Origin of the sequence: Paraburkholderia sp. SUR17 (assembly GCF_029536165.1) — a bacterium.
GTDB lineage: Bacteria > Pseudomonadota > Gammaproteobacteria > Burkholderiales > Burkholderiaceae > Paraburkholderia > Paraburkholderia kururiensis.
In genome coordinates this window covers 586,344-604,458 of sequence record NZ_CP120509.1, presented here as the reverse complement: position 1 = coordinate 604,458, position 18,115 = coordinate 586,344, and the positions used below count along the sequence as shown (strand labels likewise).

Genomic DNA, 18,115 nt, shown 5'->3' with positions numbered 1-18,115 from the left:
GGCGCGCGTGTTTTCCCCGCATAGCCATCGGTGGCGCAAGTGCCGGGCGCCGCCGCGTGCCGCGGTGTCTCATGGTCGGTCAGACCGCCGAGGTCTCCGCCTCATAGGCCTTGATCGCGTCGCTCGCAACGCGAAACGCGGCGAGGGCAAGCGGCACGCCGCAATAAATCGCGGCCTGCATCAGCACTGCGCGAATCTCTTCCTTCGTTACGCCATTGCGCAGCGCCCCTCTCACATGCACCGAGAGTTCGTGATGCTGGCTCATCGCGGTAAGCATCGCGAGGTTCAGCATGCTGCGCGTCTTGAACGGTAGAGTCTTGTCGCCCCAGATATCGCCCCAGCAACTCTCGGTGACGAACTTCTGCATTGGGCGGTTGAAGTCGTCTGCGTTGGCCCACGACTTCTCCACGTGCGCGGCCCCCAGCACTTCCTTGCGGTTTTCGAAGCCCCTTTCAAAGCGTTCGTCGAAGCGTTCATTGCCCATCTTGCGATCTCCCGGTTTCGTTCCATTCAGCATCGTCATTGCATGACGGAATGATTGAATGTTTGTCATACAATCAAAACGAACAAAATTTTTTGGCGCACGTCCGGTGCACGGCTTACGTGCCGCCGTAGCCCACCAGCGCCTTCGTTTCCAGATACTCGCGCAGTCCCGCTTCGCCCCACTCGCGGCCATTGCCCGATCGCTTATAGCCGCCGAAAGGCGCATGGAAGTCCGCTGGCGGATAGTTCAGATGCACGCCGCCCGCGCGCAGCGCGCGCCCCACCTTGCGGGCCCGCTCGACACTGCCGGACTGCACGTATGCGGCAAGCCCGTAATCGGTGCCGTTGGCCATGGCGATGGCGTCCGCTTCAGTCTCGTAGGCCATCATCGAAAGTACCGGGCCGAAGATCTCTTCCCGCGCAATCGTCATATCGGGCGTGACGTCGGCGAACACGGTCGGCTTCACGTAGTAACCCTTATCAATTCCCGCCGGTCGCCCTGTGCCGCCGGTTACGAGCCGCGCGCCTTCGTCGATACCTTTCTGGATCAGCATCTGCACACGTTCGAACTGGTTGCGGTTCACGAGCGGGCCGAGTTGCGTTGCGGGGTCTTCGGTCGCGCCGACACGGTACGCTTGCGCCGCGCGCTTCGCGATCTGTGCTGCGTCGGTCATCAGATGACGAGGCACGAGCATTCGCGTCGGGATCGAGCACGACTGGCCCGAGTTCGTGAAGCATGCGGCGACGCCGCGTGTCACCGCCGCTTCCAGATCGACGTCGTCCAACAGAACGTTCGCCGACTTGCCGCCCAATTCCTGCGCGACGCGCTTCACTGTGGGCGCCGCCGCCTGGGCGACCAGCACGCCCGCGCGCGTGGAACCGGTGAACGACACCATGTCGATGCCCGGGTGCGCCGCAATCGCCTCGCCTACGCCAGGGCCGTCGCCGTTCACGAGATTGAACACGCCGGCCGGAACCTGAGACTCGTCGAGCACTTCGGCAAACAACAGCGCGCTGAGCGGCGAATACTCGCTCGGCTTCAGCACCATCGTGCAGCCGGCTGCCAGCGCGGGCGCGATCTTCACGACGATCTGGTTCACCGGCCAGTTCCAAGGCGTGATGAGGCCGCACACGCCGATCGGCTCCAGCACGACGCGCGTGTTGCCGCGTTGCTCCTCGAATTCGAAGCGCTCCAGCACTTCGATCAGCGTGTTCAGATGCGCGGGGCCGCGGGCGGCCTGGCCGTTGCGCGCAAACGTGATGGGCGCGCCCATTTCGCGTCGCATCAGCTCGGCGAATTCGTCATAGCGCCGTTCGTAAATCTCGAGTACCCGCTTCAACAATGCGACGCGTGCTGTGACGCTCGATGCCGACCACGTCGCGAACGCGCCGCGTGCGGCCGCAACCGCGCGGTCCACGTCTTGCGCGTTGCCGAGCGCGAGCCGCTCGAACGCCGTTTCGGTGGCTGGATCGACCACGTCCATCCAGCGCGGCGAGGCCGGTTCCGTCCAGCGCCCGTCAATGTAGAACTGTGCAGTGTGTGACATGAAAACTCCGAGTGGCCGCGCCGGCTCAGGAACTGCTCACGGGCAGCAGCCGATACATTTCCGTGTGGTCGGTTGCAGGCGCCGAGCGTTGCGCAGCTTCGTCCCACAGGGCGACGCAGGTATCGCCGAGCGTCATGGGATACCCCACGGATTGCGCGAGTGCGCGCGCAATCTTCAGGTCCTTCGTCATCAGCTGCAGCGCAAAGCCTGATGCGAAGGTGCCGCTCAACATGAACTGCTTCACCTTGTTTTCCGACGTATTGCTGCGGCCCGACGAGGCGTTCAGCACGTCCGTCATGACAGCGGGCTCGATACCGAAACGCTGCGCGATGTGCAGGGCTTCCACGGTTGCGGCAAGTCCGGCTGCCGACACGTAGTTGTTCAGCGCCTTCGCCGCGTGGCCCGCGCCCGCGCCGCCAATGTGCAGCAGGCTCTTGCCCATCGCCTCCAGCACGGGCCGGCAGTTCGCGAACACGTCTTCTCCGCCGCCCACGAGGATTGCGAGGGTGCCCTCCTTCGCCTTCTTCACACCGCCCGAAACCGGTGCATCCAGATACGCGAGGCCGCGCTCCTCGATCACCGCGCCGAGCTTGCGCGAGCGTTCCGGTTCCGACGAACTCATATCGATCACGACCGCGCCGGCACGCAGACGGCTGATCCAGCCGTCCGCGCCGTCCCCGAGCAGCACGCGTTCGACAATCGCCGAGTTCGGCAGCATCGTGATGAGCACATCGAGCGATCCTGCGTTCGCGGCGCTCAGGCGTTGCGCGCCGGTTTGGCTGACGATGGCTTCGGCGCGCGCTGCATCGGCGTCGTCGACGAACAGCTCGAAACCCGCATGGGCGAGGCACTGCACCATTGGCGCGCCCATCATGCCGAGGCCGATGAAGCCGATGCGTCTGGTTTGACTCATGATGTCCAACTCCTATGCCAGCGCCGAAAAAGCCGTCGGCACGAGAAAGTGGTTTTCGATACGCTCGACGATGGGCCGCACCGCCTCCGTCTCCGCGCGCTTTGCGATCCACTCCGGGTCGGTCTGGAACGCGTTCCACTTCTGCTCGCGCTCCGCGAGACTTTCCCACTCCAGCATGTAGGTGAGCGCGTGGTTGTCCGGTCCGATCAGCGTGGTCCAGAAGCCGATCTGCCGGATGCCGTACTTCTCGAAAAAGCCGAGCGTCGTGGTCGAGAAGCGCTCGAGCAGTGCGGGAAGGCGCGTCGGCGCGCAATGGTAGATACGCATTTCAACAATCATCTGTTTCTCCTGTGATGTGCTGTTCAATCGTCGAGGCCGCTGGCAGACGACCAGCGCTCGACATATCTGACGAGTTCCGTCATGTCGCGTGCGGCGCCGTCCTGCATCGCCGCGTCATTCCAGACCTGGCGTGCGGCGCTACCCACCCGCATCGGCACGCCAAGCGCCTGGCATTCCTCTACAGCGAGCCCGATGTCCTTGCACACGCTGCCAACCGGAAAGCCGAAATCGAATGTGGCAGGCAGCACGTGCTTCGGAAACTTGTCGAGCGTCGCGCCGTTCTTGCCGCTGCCTGCATTGATGACCGCCATCATCACTTCGGGATCGAGCCCGCCGCGAATACCGGCAACGTAGGCTTCCGACGTGATCGCAAACGCGGTGGTGGACAGCATGTTGTTCAACAGCTTCAACAACTGTCCCTGGCCGGGCACGCTGCCCACCACGAAGACCTTGCCGAGCACGTCGAACAACGGACGCACAGCGTCGAGCGGCGCCGGCGCGCCGGCCGCCATGATCGCGAGCGAGCCCTTGCTGGCGCCTGCTGCACCGCCGCTGACCGGCGCATCCACTGTCTCGATCCCGCGCGCGAGCAGCACCTGCGCCACTTCCTTTTCGACGCGCGAGCCGACGGTCGAGAGGTCGACAAGAATCTTCAGCGCGTCGCCGCCCGCAAGCCCGTCGTCGCCAATGGCCACTTGCCGGAAGACCGCGGGTGTGGGCAAGCTCGTGAAGACGATGCGCGCCTTGTCCGCCACCTCGCGCACCGACTGCGCCGTGCGCGCACCCATGCCGGCCAGCGCTTCAACAGCCGCTTCGTCGCGGTCGTAGACGATCAGGTCGTGTCCCGCTTCGATCAGGCGCCGCGCCATGGGGCGCCCCATCGTGCCCACCCCGACGAAACCCAGCACGCCAGGTTTTCGCTCGCCGTTTGCTTGGCCATCCTTAGGACCATTCGTCATGTCCATCCTTATACGTGAATAGTGAAAAGCGGTTGCATCACGGCACCGTCCGCGCGGTGCGCATCGGCGCTGCGGCGTCGGGCGCGGTGTCGAGTTTCCAGAGCAGATCGAGGAGCGGTTGTGCTGCGACGCCGGAGCCACCGTACGCTGCCAACTCATAAAGCTTGTCGGACAGTTCCACGTCCGCGAGCGGCGCAGCCAGGCTGCCGCGTGCGTTCAGCACGCGATGCGTCACGCGCTTCCCAGACCGAAACACAAGCGTCACCTGCGCGGCCTCGACGGGCCACGCGGGATCGTCGATAAAGCGCAGCCGGTTACCCAACGCGCGCAATACGGGATCGCTGACCGCGTTGTCGCTGAATTCCGCGAGTCCCGCCCTGCCACGCGCTAGCGCGACCGCGACGGCATGTTGCGCGCTGACCTGTGATTCGCGGCCCGTGCGCACATGGGGCCGATCGGTACGCTCGCGCAGCAGCGGATGGCCCACGATCTCCACCCGTTCAATCTCATCCAGCGTCCAACGGGCATCGCGGCACAAGTCAAGACACGCGTCGATCACCGGATTCAGCACGACACCACACGGGTACGGCTTGTAGGTGTTCGACAGCAGCGCCCATTCACGCCCGAGCCCTTCGGTAATACGGCGTGTCTCGGCGCGCGTGCATGCCACGGCGAGAAATCCGCGTTGGCCTTCCAACGGCGCGTCGGGGCCGGCAAGCCGCTCCTTTGCGAGCAGTGCAGAGAGCATGCCGTTACGCGCCGCATTCCCCACGCTGACACTCTTCGACATCGTGCCGAGCGTTTCCACGAGTCCGCCCGCCTGGCCTGACGCATGACCCAACGCCCAACCGGTCTGCATTGCGTCGAGTTCGAGCGCCCGCGCAACGGCGGCAGCCGCGCCGAACACGCAGCATGTCGATGTGATGTGCCAGCCACGCTGGTAATGCTCCGGCGACACAGCATTGCCAATACGGCACGCCACCTCGACACCCATCACGAACGCAAGCAGCAAGGCCTCCCCAGACATAGGGCGGCACTCTGCCAGCGCGAACAGCGCAGCGGCAATTGGCGCCGTGGGATGGATGATCGTGGGGATATGCGTGTCGTCGAAGTCGAATACGTTCGCGCTCATCGCATTCAGCGCCGCGGCATTCAGCATGTCCATGCACTCATCGCGGCCGATGATCGTCGCGTAACTGCCGGCACTAAAGCGCCCATAGACGCCAACCGCCTTATCGATCATCGGATCGCGCGCGCCCGCGAGTGCCACGGCGAAGTAGTTGACGAGCGCGCGCTTCGCTTCGTGACGCACCTCGCGCGGAATGTCGCCCCACTGCGCCGTACTGACGACACGGGACAGCGCCTGCGTCACGGCAACCTCGTGTGAAGGCCGGGTTGCATTCATATCAGCCTGCAAGCCAGCCTCCTTCGATAGGCATCAACGCGCCGGTGATCTGGCTTCCTGCGGGCCCGCACAGGAATACGGCCAGTTCGCCGACGTGCGCCGCATCGATCAGTTCGCCGCCCGGCTGCTTGCCCTTCAGAAACTCGCGCACCGCGTCGCCGCGATCCAGCTCATGCGCCTCCATCAGTTCACGAATGCGTTCATCGATATTCGGCGTGAGTACGGAGCCCGGACAAAGCGCATTGCAGGTGATGCCCTGGCCCACGGTCTCGATCGCCACCGAGCGCGTGAGCCCGAGCAACGCTGTCTTCGTCGTCACGTAGTCGACGCGGTTCGCGACGGCGCGCGTGCCGTACACGGAGGTCATGTTGAGAATGCGCCCCCAGCCGCGCTCGCGCATGCGCGGCAGCACCAGCTGGATTGCCCGGAAAGCCGCGGTCAGATTCACCGCGAGCGCGGCGTTCCATCGCTCTATCGGAAAAGCGTCGAGCGGCGCGAAATGGCGGACCACGGCATTGTTCACGAGCACGTCGAGCGAGCGCAATTGCCGCGTCGCTGTGTCGATCAACGCATCCACGCCCGACGTATTCGCGAGGTCGGCCTGTACGTAACGGCATTCCACGCCGAATTCGGACGCGATACGGGACACCGTGAGCGCCACGTCCCCCGGTGCTTCCAGACCGTGCAGCACGACATCGCAGCCGGCGCCCGCAAGCGCCTTCGCTATTGCGAGCCCGAGACCGTTCGACGATCCGGTGACAAGCGCGCCCTTGCCGCGCAACATGCCTGGTTGTGCCATCTATTGCCCCTCAACACGAGGTGCGAGATCGAGCCGCACGATCCAGCCTTCCGTTTCGGCATCATGTGCCGGATAGCGCGCGAGCACTGCGGGATCGTGGCCCGGAATCACATGATCCGGCGAACTGGCAAGGCGATGCGCGGTCTCGTAGCCTTCGATCATGTCGCCTACGTTGTAGACGACGGGAAACGGCCGCTCCTCCTGCATGTTCGCGTAGAAATGCGAAGCGTCGGATGCGAGCACCACCCAGCCGCGAGCCGTTTGCACGCGCACGATCTGCAGGCCGTTCGTATGCCCGCCAACCCAGTGCACGGTGAGGCCTGGCGCGAGTTCCGCGCTACCGTCGTGGAACTTCACGCGCCCAGCGAAAAGGCGCCCCACCATCGACTTCACGTCCTCCGGTTCGAACGGATGGCTCAGCGCATGGTGGCACATGCAGCGGCCCGTGCAGTAGGCCATTTCGCGGTCCTGCACGTGATAGCGCGCACGCGGAAACAGCCCATGATTGCCGGCATGGTCGTAATGCATGTGCGTGATCACGACATCTTCCACCTCGTCTGCACGAATGCCGATCTTCGCGAGGCCGTGCTCCACGGGGTTCGTGATGGTGCGCCCGCGCTTGTCGGCCATCGCCTGATCGAACCCGGTATCCACGATGAACGTGCGTTGCGCGCCCACCACTGCCCACACGAAATAGTCGAGCGGCATGGGCACGTCATGAGAATCGCCGCCAATGAAGTTATCGCGTGAACGGCGTTCGAAATGCGCGTACTTGACTGCGTAGATGCGGTAGTTCTCGCCCGGTGATTCCATGTCTCGTCCGTCCTTCTGTTGTTGATGGGTGCCACTGCTCAGGTCGTTGCTCGCGTTGTCGCGAGGCGTCATTCGATGGCCGCCGGCGCGCCGCCCGGCCTATCCGTCATTTCCGTCTCGCTCGTGGGACCGGCAACATCCGCTGCAATCGACTCCAGCGAGCGCCGTCGCGTTTCAGTGCCGAGCAGACCGACGATCAGTGCCTGCGTCAGCAGCGTTCCGACAATGAGCGCCAGCACGCCGCCAATGCCGAAGTGCGTGAATGCACCCGCCACCGCGAACGGCACGAAGATGCTGACCGCGCGGCCCGCCGTGTTGGCAAGGCCCGAACCACGCAGTCGCAATGCGGTTGGAAACAGCTCTGGCACGTAGGTGGCAACGCTAAACGACGACAGCACGTAGATGCACGCCGTGATGGCAAAGCCGAGTGCCGCAATCGCCGTTGCCGACTGCGCGTACGGATACGCTACGCCGAAGCCCGCGCACACGAGTGAAAACAGCACAATGCCCCATTTGCGGCCAAGCCGTTCGGCAAGACAGAAGGCGATCAGCGAACCGATGGGACCGCCCGCGAACATCACGGCGGTGAGCCCGAGCGAACTCGAAACACTATGCCCCTGCTTGACGAGGAACGTTGGAATCCAGCTCACGAACGCATAGTTCACGACGAACAGCGCGACGAGAACCACAACGGCGGTGACGGTTCGCGCGAGCAACCGGCGCGAGAACAAGTCACCCATGCGGCTCTCGTGAGAGACCGTGACGATTGCCGTGGCCGTTGCTGCCGCGTGCGTTGCTGCGTGCCCAGACGACGCACCGCACTCGGCCTCGATGCGTTCCACGATCCGCTGCGCCTCTTCGGCACGCCCGTGCGTTGTCAGCCAGCGCGGCGATTCGGGCATCGACTTGCGAAGAAACCAGACCACGAGCGCGCCACAGCCCGCGATGGCGAACATCCATCGCCAACCATAATGCGGCACGATCAGCCAGCCGAGCAACGTCGAGAGAAACAGCGACGTGTTGATGATGAGATTGAGGATCGTGCCGAAGCGCCCACGCCATGACGCCGGAATGAACTCGCTGAGCGTGCCGTAGCCAACCACGATCTCCGCGCCCATCCCGATTCCCATCACGAGACGGAATGCGATCAGCCAGTAGATGGAAGGCGCAAGCGCGGCGGCAATGGATGCAAATCCGTAGATGCCCAGGTTGAACTGGTAGCAGAAGCGTCGGCCGAAGCGGTCACCCAGCCAGCCGGAGAGCCACGCGCCCGTCATCATGCCGATGAACGTGACCGAAACGAAGGTGGCGTTCAGGCGGAGTGTCGATTCGCCGCTGTGAATCATCGCGGCGAGCACGGTGCCCGCAATGTAGATGTCGAACGAATCGAAATACATGCCGGCGGCGATCAGCCCGAGCAGACGCCAATGGAAACGCGAGAGCGGCAGCCCATCCAGGCGTGCTCCGACACTTGCATCACCGTACATTTGCTGTCTCCGGTTCGTTATGGTCATGGCGCCGTACGCAGGCAATGACAGACCGCCGAGCGCAAGCATGGGAGCGATTATATTCTTGTCATACAATCCGTCAAGAATATAAGAGGTGGCCGAGCAGCGAACGATCGCACAAGTCAATGGTTGCGGCGCAACGCGGCAAGGCCTGCCGTGCAACGGGTGCGATTGGAGAAAGTTCGGTGAAAGACCGGCGCGGCCGCGCGCGCCGGCAAGGGAAGGCGGCGATGAACGCCGTGCTGCTGCGCAGCGTGTCGGCAATGCCGGCGTACAAGACGCCGCCGGCAATCTCTGGTGAAAGCCCTGTGTGGGCCAGTGCAGCCTCGAATGACGAGCCGCTTCGTCGTGAATCAGCCCTCTTTCAGTGGCCTCCGCGCTTCCAGGCCTCATACCGCGCCTTGTTCTCCTCGTTCGGCGGATAAAGGCCGGGCAGCGCAGCCCCTGCGTCCACCTGCTGCATGATCCAGCCTTCCAGCCGCTCCTGTTCGGGCGCTGCGGCAACCATATCGTCGACGAACGCTGCGGGGACCACGACTGCGCCGTCCGTATCGATCACAATCAGGTCGTCCGGGAACACCGCTACGCCGCCGCAGGCAACAGGCTCCTGCCAGCCCACGAAAGTCAGCCCCGCGACGGAAGGCGGCGCAGCAACGCCGCGGCTCCACACCGGCAAACCCGTGCCGAGTACGCCTGCCACGTCGCGCACCACACCATCGGTCACCAGCCCCGCCACACCGCGCTTTTGCATGCGCGCACAGAGAATGTCGCCGAATATGCCGGCGTCGGTTACGCCCATCGCATCGACCACTGCCACGCAGCCCGACGGCATGGCCTCGATGGCCGCGCGAGTCGAACGCGGCGACGACCACGATTCGGGCGTGGCGAGGTCCTCGCGCGCCGGCACGAAACGCAACGTGAATGCTCGACCGACAACACGCGGCTGCCCGGCCCGAATCGGCATGGCGCCGCGAATCCATACGTTGCGCAGCCCCTTTTTCAGGAGCAACGTGGTCAGCGTCGCGGTGGTCACGCCCGACAACGCATCAAGAATTTTCTGATCCACTGACATGAAACGCTCTCCTTCTCCACAACACTTTGGATATCGAACGAATCGGCATTTCAGATGCCGGCAATGAGCCCACCGTCCACGCGAATGACGCCGCCCGTCATGTACGAGGCCCGCTCGCTTGCGAGGAACGTGACGACGTCCGCATACTCTTTCGGCTCGCCGTAGCGGCCAACGGGAATAGACGACGTGCTCTCGGCGGCCACGGCCTCGACGGTTCGCCCTTCGCGCCCGGCTTTCGCTTCGTCGAGAAGGCGGATGCGGTCCGTCGCCACACGCCCGGGCACCACGATGTTGGCCGTTATGCCGTCGCGCGCGACCTCGCGCGCCAGCGTTTTCGACCAGCCGACGAGCGAGAGGCGCAGCGCGTTCGACATCGCAAGATTCGGAATGGGCGCGACCACGCCGGAAGAGGCGCTCGTAATCACGCGCCCCCATTTGCGGGCACGCATGCCGGGCAGCACGCGGTCGGTAATCGCGATGACGGACAGCACCATCGAGCCGAAATACTTTTGCCACGCCTCGGCGGGCTGCCCCGAAGCCGGCGTTGGCGGAGGCCCGCCCGTGTTGTTGACGAGCACGTCCACTCCGCCGAATTCCGCTTCGATCGTCGCAACGTGCCGCTCGATCGCGGCCAGGTCGCCAAGGTCCCACTGCAGCGAGAGCGTGCGAGCCCCGGCGGCCTCGACTTCTTGCGCCGAGCGCTTCAGCGCGGCTTCGTCGACATCCGCGAGCACGACGTTCGCTCCCTCGTGCGCGAGCGACAGCGCAATTGCCCGACCCAATCCACCGCCGCCGCCCAGCACCAGCGCGGTCTTGTTACGCAAACCCAGATCCATTTCATTCTCCCGGCCGCCTGGCCGCCAGACCTTCACTCATGCGCACGGCGTGTCTTTCCGCGCGCCCTTTACATCGCAGCGCCTGACGTCACGGGACGCATGCCGCCGCGGCTGCGCACCACGAACGTCATCGCCAGTACGCCGATCAGGTCGATCGTCGCGCCCAACGCGAATCCACTGCTGTAGCCGCCGAAATGTTCCACCGCGATCCCGGTGAGCGTGGGCCCGACAATGCCCGAGATGTTGGCGATCAGATGGACGAAGCCACTGACCGCGCCAAGATGCGTGCCGGGCACGAGTTCGTGAACCACCGCCCATACGGCTTGCGATGAAGCAGTCAGGAACAGCACGGCGAGTGCGACCAGCGATACGGCCGGCGCGGTCGAGGTGACGAAACTGACCGCCAGCATCGCGAGTCCCGACAAGGCCAGCGGCACGACGGCTGCGAGCTTGCGCGCGAGCAGCTTGTTCGCCATGCGCTTGAACAACAGGTCGGCAGCAAGACCGCCGCCAAAGTAGCCGATGGCGCCGCACGCCCAGGGAATGGCGGTCATCAGGCTCATCTGCGTGAGGTTCAGATGAAGCGCGCTCGTGAAGTAGCTGGGCAGCCACGAAATGAAAATGAACAACGTGTAGTTGACGGCAAAAAGACCCACGCCCAGCGCAAGCGTGCTCGGACGCAGCAGATACGCGCGCAGCGCCATCCCTTCTTCGCTTGCTTCGTGTGCCTGCACGGTCTTGCGGCTGCGTTCGATCAGTTCGCGTTCCTGATCACCCACATGGCGATTCTGTGCTGGCGTGTCGGTCACCCAAAGCCGCCAGACAGCAATCCACACGAAGCCAAGCACGGCGACCACCACAAACGAAACACGCCAGCCGAACGCGACGGCCGCGAGCCCAACCAGTGGCCCGGCCAGCGCATTGCCGAAGGTCTGCCCCGAAAACGTGAAGCCGATCATCGTTGCAGTCTCGTCGCGCGGGAACCAGTTCGTGATGGCGCGATTCGTGGTGGAGTTCATGGGGCCTTCGCCGAAGCCGAACAGCGACCGCAGGACGAACATCGAGGCGAAACCGGTGGCAGCGGCCGTGAGGCCGCAGAGCAGCGACCACACGCCCATCGCCCACGAAAAGACGCGCGTCGGCCCGAACCGGTCAGCCAGATGCCCGCCGACGAATGAAAAGATCGAATAGCCTACGAAGAAGCTGCTGAATATCACGCCGAGTTGCGACGGGGAAAGACTCAGTTCCTTGCTGATGACGGGCGCGACAACACCAAGCGCCGCGCGATCCATGTAATTGATCATGCCGGCGGCGAACAGCAAGCCCGCCACGGTGAATCGATACCTGCCGCGCATCTGCGTCTCCATTTAATTTGGTTTACTGAATAATTAAAGCAATCTGACAGACTCGAAAAACGCGCCACGCTTCATACCCGCACTAAACGCCGAACGGCTCAAGCGGCCGGAGTACGCGCACGCCGAACCTCGAGCGCCTCCGGGTTGACGGTCGTTGCCACGGGCTGTCCCGCGAGCGCCGCAATCAGATTGCGCGCCGCCTGCCGCGCCATGGCCGCGCGTGTTGCATGAGTCGCCGAGCCAATGTGCGGAAGTGCGACGACGTTGGGAAGCGTGTAGAGCGGTGAGCCGGCAGGCAGCGGTTCGCGCTCGAATACGTCGAGCCCCGCGCCGCGGATCGTGCCGTTCTGCAGCGCAGCGACAAGCGCCGGCTCGTCCACTACGAGTCCACGCGAACCATTGATCAGGATTGCATCCCGTTTCATCAAGCCAAGCTCGCGCTCACCGATGAGGTGATGCGTCTCGGGCGAAAGCGGCACCATGAGGCAAACAAAGTCGGATTCGGCAAGAAGCGCGTCCAGCGTCCGGCGTTGCGCGCCATAAGCCGACTCGGCGACCGGATGCGGCGTTCGCTTCGTATAGAGAACACGCATGCCGAAACCCAGCGCGGCCCGGCGCGCCACAGCCTCGCCGATACGTCCCAGACCGACGATGCCAAGCGTGCGGCCATGAACGTCCACGCCGAAATAGCGTTCTTCCACCTGAGCGCGCCACGCCCCGCTCGACGCCCAGTTCGCCAGTTCCACTACCCGTCGCGCGCTTGCCAGCAGCAGCGCAAACACGAGGTCTGCGGTGGTTTCGGTGACTTCGTCCGGCGTGTTGATGAGCACGATGCCGCGCTGCGTGAGTGCGGCCACGTCGAAAGCGTCGTAGCCGGCGGAGATGGTCGAGGCCACTTCCAGCCGCGGGGCCGCCTCCACCAGCGCCGCCCCGATCTTGAGCGTGTTGCCCATGATGCCGTGCGCGCTGCCCAGCGCCTCGACGAATCGCGTGCGGTTGGCGTCGTCGACGTCGTCGAAGGCCGTCACGTCGAACTCTCGACGCAGGCTTTGCAGGACGTCTTCGGGCACCTTCCTGTACAGCACCACATGCTTCTTCACATGACTCTCCAGGCTCGCTGCGCACGGTGGCGCCACACGCCAGCACGTTGGCCAGCACGTTGACTTGCGGCCCACTATAAAAGTGGATAAGATTGTCGTCAAGAATTATTGATAATCCTATCGATGACATTATGGACAAGAAATCAGAGAAGCAGGGACTGAGGAAAGGGCTGACGAACTACGGCGACGAAGGCTTCTCGCTGTTTCTGCGCAAGGCCTTCATCAAGGGCGCGGGCTATACCGACGACGCGCTTTCGCGCCCCATCGTCGGCATCGCGAACACGGGCAGCGGTTACAACCCGTGCCACGGCAACGCGCCGCAATTGATCGAGGCCGTGAAACGAGGCGTGATGCTGGCGGGCGGGCTACCTGTCGATTTCCCGACCATCTCGATAGGCGAGAGCTTTTCGCACCCCACGAGCATGTATCTGCGCAATCTGATGTCGATGGACACGGAAGAGATGATCCGCGCGCAGCCCATGGATGCGATCGTGCTGATCGGCGGTTGCGACAAGACCGTGCCCGCCCAGTTGATGGGTGCGGCCGTGGCCGGCGTGCCGGCCATCCAGCTCGTCACGGGTGCGATGCTGACCGGCTCGCATCGCGGCCAACGCGTAGGCGCATGCACCGACTGCCGGCGCTTCTGGGCCAGTTTTCGCGGGCAGGAAATCGACGCACATGAAATCGACGAGGTGAACAGCCAGCTTGTCGCAACCGTGGGCACCTGCTCGGTCATGGGTACGGCAAGCACGATGGCCTGCATCGCCGAAGCGCTAGGCATCATGCTGCCGGGCGGCGCGAGCGCGCCGGCGGTAACGGCCGATCGCATCCGCATTGCCGAACGCACGGGCGCAACGGCGGTCGCGATGATCGAACAGAAGCTCACGCCCGAACGCATCCTGACGCCCGAAGCGTTTGAAAACGCGCTGCGCGTACTGCTCGCGATTGGCGGCTCGACTAACGGCATCATTCATCTCACCGCCATCGCCGGGCGGCTTGGCGTGGAGATCGACCTGAACGAAATGGACCGCATGGCGCGCGAGACGCCCGTGCTCGTTGATCTGAAGCCTTCCGGCAAACACTACATGGAAGATCTGCACAAGGCCGGCGGTCTCACTACTGTGCTGCGTGAACTGCGACCATTGCTGCACCTCGACACGTTGACGGTGACGGGCCGCACGCTCGGCGAAGAACTCGACGCCGCGCCAGCAAGCTTCCCGCAGGACGTGGTGCGCCCGCTCGATCAACCGATCTTTCCGCAGGGCGGCGTGGCGGTGCTGCGCGGCAACCTCGCTCCGGGAGGCGCAATCATCAAGCAGTCCGCAGCGAATCGCGAGTTGATGGAGCACGAAGCACGCGCCGTCGTGTTCGAAAACGCAGAAGACCTGGCGCGCCGCATCGACGATCCCGAACTCGACGTCGAGGCAGACGACGTGCTCGTTCTCAAGAACATCGGGCCTATCGGCGCGCCGGGTATGCCCGAAGCCGGCTATATCCCGATTCCGAAGAAGCTCGCCACGCTGGGTGTGAAAGACATGGTGCGCATCTCGGACGGCCGCATGAGCGGCACCGCGGCGGGCACCATCGTGCTGCACGTGACGCCCGAGTCCGCAATCGGCGGGCCGCTCGCACTCGTGCGCAGCGGGGACCGCATTCGCCTGAGCGTTGCGAATCGCTCGATCGACGTGCTCGTCAGCGACGAAGAGCTTCGGCGGCGTGCCGCGGAGCAGCCGCCGTATGCGGCGGCGTCGCAGGAGCGCGGTTATCGCAAGCTGTTCCTCTCGTCGATCACGCAGGCCGACAAGGGGTGCGACTTCGACTTTCTCGCGGCGACGGAAATGACCGTCAAGGTTCCGCGCCCGCGTGGTTGACCGCGAGATGAGACAGGTGCTTTCCCGCATCGCCCGCAACTGGCCGCGAGGTGCGTCGCGCACGAGGATTTGCAGGCAGAATTGTCTATATACTGCTGGCCTCCTTCGAGGTAACCCGGGTTACGTTCCTTTCCCCGTCGATATGAAAAACGCCTCTCCCGACCTGCCCAGCCCCGCGTTGCAGCGCCCCGCGGCGCGCGACCGCGACATCGACCTCACCGTGGCACGCGTTGCCGATACGCTCGAAGAGGAAATCGTGCTGGGCGCGCTGCATCCGCGCGAACGCCTTGTGGAAGACGATCTGTGCGAACGCTTCGTGATCAAGCGTCACGTCACGCGGCTCGTGCTCGCGGAACTCGAGCAGCGCGGCCTCGTCGAGCGGCGCAAGAACGTAGGTGCGCTCGTGAAGTCGTACACGCCGCGCGAGGTGATGGAGTTGTACTCGGTGCGGGAAATTCTGGAAACCAGCGCGGCTTCACGTATCAAGCTGCCGGTGCCGCCGGAACAACTCGCGGAACTGGTCGAAATCCAGCAGACGCACGACGCCGCCGCGCAGACCGGCGACCTGCGCGGCGTGTTCCGCTCGAACATGGCTTTTCACCGCGCGCTGTTCGCACTGTCCGACAACCAGGCACTGACCGAAGCCATTCGCGAATACGAGCGCCGTACGCATGCCATCCGCTCGGCGTCGCTGCTCTTTCCGCACTATCTCGAAAAGGCCCGCAGCGAACACCACGAAATGCTGAAGGCGCTGGCCGGCAACGATCAGGGCAGACTCGTCGAACTCTGCCGCGACCACCTGGTTCCGGCCCGCGATGCTTATCTCGATGCGTATCACCGCCGCGCAGGCACCACGGCGGGCGCGAACATCGACCAGTAGACCCGTAGCAGGCTCCAACGCCGGGCGGCTTTCTTGCTCCCGGCAATGGCGCTTTACTCAGGAGAACTGAAATGAACCGAATCTTGATAACCGGCGCGGCCGGCCACATCGGCCGGGCTTTGCGACGCGGACTGAAGGGCTCATACCCGCTAATCAGGCTGGCCGACATCGCGCCGCAAGCCCCCGCGGAACCGGGCGAAGAAATCGTGACGGCCGATATCACGGACCCCGCGCAACTCAGGCAGGCAATGGAAGGAATCGACTGTGTGGTCCACCTTGCCGGCATTCCCGACGAAGACACGTGGGACAACATTCGCCGCATGAACATCGAAGGCTGCTACAACGTGTTCGAAGCAGCGCGTATGGCGGGCGTCAAGCGCGTGATCTTTGCAAGTTCCAATCACGCTGTGGGCTTTCACCGCCGCGACCGGATGATCGACGATGAAGTCATGCCGCGTCCCGATAGCCGATATGGCGTGTCGAAAGTATTCGGCGAAGCGGTTGGGCGGCTGTACGCGGACAAGTACGGGCTCTCGGTGGCCTGCCTGCGCATCGGGTCGTTCCGTCCGGACGACCGACCCACGGCGCCCCGCCATCTCTACACCTGGATCAGTCATCGCGACATGGTCCAACTCGTGCGTCGCGCGATCGACTATCCGGCGTATCACTTCATCGTCGCTTACGGCGTGTCCAACAATGCTCGCAACCGCTGGGACAACGCGAACGTGCGCTTTCTCGGCTACGAGCCGCAGGACGATGCCGAACGCTATGCCGCTGCGATCCTCGCCTCGGGCACGCACGAAGACGAACGCGAGGCCTTGTTTCACGGCGGTTTCGGCTGTCTCGCCGAATTCGCCGGAAAACTCGAGGCTATCGACTGACCATCCGTAGGCATCGCAGCACAGGGCGCATACTGCGCCGCCGCGCCGCGATGCCCACGGGTGGAACGAACCGGAACGATGGGCGCATATGCCCCGTGCGCCATCCAGCAAGGAGCACGTAACAATGACGTTTTTCGCTGCCGGCCCGCGATGCGCGACGTCCTTACCTCGACTCGGTCCAGCGCCCGTACTTCGCCACCTGAGTCTCGTCGAAATTGAATCCGAGCCCCGGTTCCTGATGCAGGACGATGCGACCATTCTTGTGCGTCAATTGACGGTCAATGAGACGCCGGAAGTTGAGCACCTGGTCGTCGCGGAAAAACTCGACGTAGCGCGCGTTCGGTGTGGCCGCTACCAGCGGCGCGTGAACGTCATGGAACCAGTGCGGGCACACCACGACACCGTAGCTCGCCGCCGTGGCGGCAATACGGCGCCACTCCGAAATACCGCCGCAAACCAGCGCATCGGTCTGCAGGATCGACACCGCCTGCTTGTCGAGCAGCTCCTTGTGATACCAGCGGCCGTAACCGATCTCGCCCGTCGCAATGGGCACGCGCGTCGCGCTTGCGAGGCGTGCGTGGTTGTCCACGTCGTCGGGCGAAAACGGCTCTTCGATGAAGTAAGGGTCGTACGCCTCGAAGCGGCGAACGAACTGGAGCGCTTCGGTCATGTCGTGCCAGCCGTTGTTAATGTCGATCATCAGTTCGACGTCCGGGCCAATCGCCTCGCGCGCGGCGCGCACGCGTGCCTCTTCTTCAACCGGCGAAAGACGACCGGCTTTCATCTTCACGGCCCTGAACCCCGCTTCGACATAGCTCGCCATTTCTTCGCCGAGCTTCTCGGGCGTCTTGCCGTCGAGGTAATAGCCGCCGCTCGCGTAGGCCGGCACCGTTTCCAGTTCAACCGCCCCCAGATACTTGTGAAGCGGCACGCCATGTGTGCGCGCATTGAGGTCCCACAGCGCCGTATCCAGCACGCTGATAGCGCGCATCACGGTGCCGGCCCGCCCCTGCAGCAGGCTCTCCTGATACATGGCTTGCCACAGCCCTTCCACGCCGTACGAATCGCGTCCCTTCAGAACCGGCGCCAGCAATTGCTCCACCGCTACGCGCATCAGTTCGCCGCCCGCGTTGCCCACATAGCAGAAGCCAATGCCTTCCACGCCGTCGCTCGATCGTATCTTGACGAGACCGTACTCGCGGCGCGACACGACGCGCGTTGAAAACGACGTCACGCGGTCCAGCGGGACTACGGCAGTACAAACGGAAATGGACTCGATTCGTGGCATATCGACCTGTCTCCTGGTGTCTCCGGGTAAAGGAATGCGCCGAAGTGCGGCGCCCACCATGAAGTG

At 64.0% G+C, this 18,115-nt stretch carries 17 protein-coding genes; 3 read left to right on the top strand and 14 right to left on the bottom strand.

Going from position 1 to position 18,115, the window contains the following annotated elements; genetic code table 11:
• Nucleotides 1–79 precede the first annotated feature (79 nt).
• From P2869_RS20165 to P2869_RS20105, 13 genes are all read right to left on the bottom strand, one after another.
• Nucleotides 80–484, bottom strand: coding sequence for a carboxymuconolactone decarboxylase family protein (locus P2869_RS20165; RefSeq protein WP_017773587.1), 405 nt, complete (start codon nt 482–484; stop codon nt 80–82).
• 115 nt (nt 485–599) lie between these two features.
• Nucleotides 600–2,030: an aldehyde dehydrogenase family protein gene (locus P2869_RS20160; RefSeq protein WP_277599325.1), complete on the bottom strand. Its 1,431-nt coding sequence runs from the start codon at nt 2,028–2,030 to the stop codon at nt 600–602.
• Between the two features lie 25 nt (nt 2,031–2,055).
• On the bottom strand, nt 2,056–2,943 hold the full coding sequence (locus P2869_RS20155; RefSeq protein WP_277599324.1) for an NAD(P)-dependent oxidoreductase: 888 nt from the start codon (nt 2,941–2,943) through the stop codon (nt 2,056–2,058).
• A gap of 12 nt (nt 2,944–2,955) precedes the next feature.
• On the bottom strand, nt 2,956–3,282 hold the full coding sequence (locus tag P2869_RS20150; protein WP_017773584.1) for an NIPSNAP family protein: 327 nt from the start codon (nt 3,280–3,282) through the stop codon (nt 2,956–2,958).
• Nucleotides 3,283–3,305: 23 nt separating this feature from the next.
• Entirely contained in the window at nt 3,306–4,241 is a 936-nt protein-coding gene (locus P2869_RS20145; RefSeq protein WP_277599323.1) for an NAD(P)-dependent oxidoreductase, read from the bottom strand.
• A 37-nt stretch (nt 4,242–4,278) separates the two neighbouring features.
• Entirely contained in the window at nt 4,279–5,646 is a 1,368-nt protein-coding gene (locus tag P2869_RS20140; protein ID WP_277599322.1) for an MmgE/PrpD family protein, read from the bottom strand.
• A 1-nt stretch (nt 5,647) separates the two neighbouring features.
• The gene (locus tag P2869_RS20135; RefSeq protein WP_277599321.1) at nt 5,648–6,445 is read right to left on the bottom strand and encodes an SDR family oxidoreductase; all 798 of its coding nucleotides are present in this window, start codon (nt 6,443–6,445) and stop codon (nt 5,648–5,650) included.
• Nucleotides 6,446–7,258: an N-acyl homoserine lactonase family protein gene (locus P2869_RS20130; protein ID WP_126875910.1), complete on the bottom strand. Its 813-nt coding sequence runs from the start codon at nt 7,256–7,258 to the stop codon at nt 6,446–6,448.
• A 68-nt stretch (nt 7,259–7,326) separates the two neighbouring features.
• Complete coding sequence (locus tag P2869_RS20125) at nt 7,327–8,745, bottom strand: MFS transporter (RefSeq protein WP_277599320.1); 1,419 nt, start codon at nt 8,743–8,745, stop codon at nt 7,327–7,329.
• A 385-nt stretch (nt 8,746–9,130) separates the two neighbouring features.
• Nucleotides 9,131–9,838, bottom strand: a complete 708-nt coding sequence (locus P2869_RS20120; RefSeq protein WP_277599319.1) for a ribonuclease activity regulator RraA — start codon at nt 9,836–9,838, stop codon at nt 9,131–9,133.
• Nucleotides 9,839–9,888: 50 nt separating this feature from the next.
• Entirely contained in the window at nt 9,889–10,674 is a 786-nt protein-coding gene (locus tag P2869_RS20115; RefSeq protein WP_277599318.1) for an SDR family oxidoreductase, read from the bottom strand.
• A 68-nt stretch (nt 10,675–10,742) separates the two neighbouring features.
• Entirely contained in the window at nt 10,743–12,029 is a 1,287-nt protein-coding gene (locus P2869_RS20110) for an MFS transporter (protein ID WP_277599317.1), read from the bottom strand.
• Between the two features lie 98 nt (nt 12,030–12,127).
• Entirely contained in the window at nt 12,128–13,129 is a 1,002-nt protein-coding gene (locus P2869_RS20105; protein WP_277599316.1) for a D-glycerate dehydrogenase, read from the bottom strand.
• Between the two features lie 131 nt (nt 13,130–13,260).
• On the opposite strand from P2869_RS20105, the gene P2869_RS20100 reads away from it, so the two are divergent.
• From P2869_RS20100 to P2869_RS20090, 3 genes are all read left to right on the top strand, one after another.
• Entirely contained in the window at nt 13,261–15,000 is a 1,740-nt protein-coding gene (locus tag P2869_RS20100; RefSeq protein WP_199542189.1) for an IlvD/Edd family dehydratase, read from the top strand.
• Nucleotides 15,001–15,142: 142 nt separating this feature from the next.
• Nucleotides 15,143–15,880: an FCD domain-containing protein gene (locus tag P2869_RS20095; protein ID WP_017773573.1), complete on the top strand. Its 738-nt coding sequence runs from the start codon at nt 15,143–15,145 to the stop codon at nt 15,878–15,880.
• 71 nt (nt 15,881–15,951) lie between these two features.
• Nucleotides 15,952–16,761, top strand: coding sequence for an NAD(P)-dependent oxidoreductase (locus P2869_RS20090; protein WP_277599315.1), 810 nt, complete (start codon nt 15,952–15,954; stop codon nt 16,759–16,761).
• Nucleotides 16,762–16,924: 163 nt separating this feature from the next.
• Here P2869_RS20090 and P2869_RS20085 read toward each other — a convergent pair whose 3' ends face one another.
• Nucleotides 16,925–18,049: a mandelate racemase/muconate lactonizing enzyme family protein gene (locus tag P2869_RS20085; RefSeq protein ID WP_277599314.1), complete on the bottom strand. Its 1,125-nt coding sequence runs from the start codon at nt 18,047–18,049 to the stop codon at nt 16,925–16,927.
• Nucleotides 18,050–18,115: the final 66 nt, after the last annotated feature.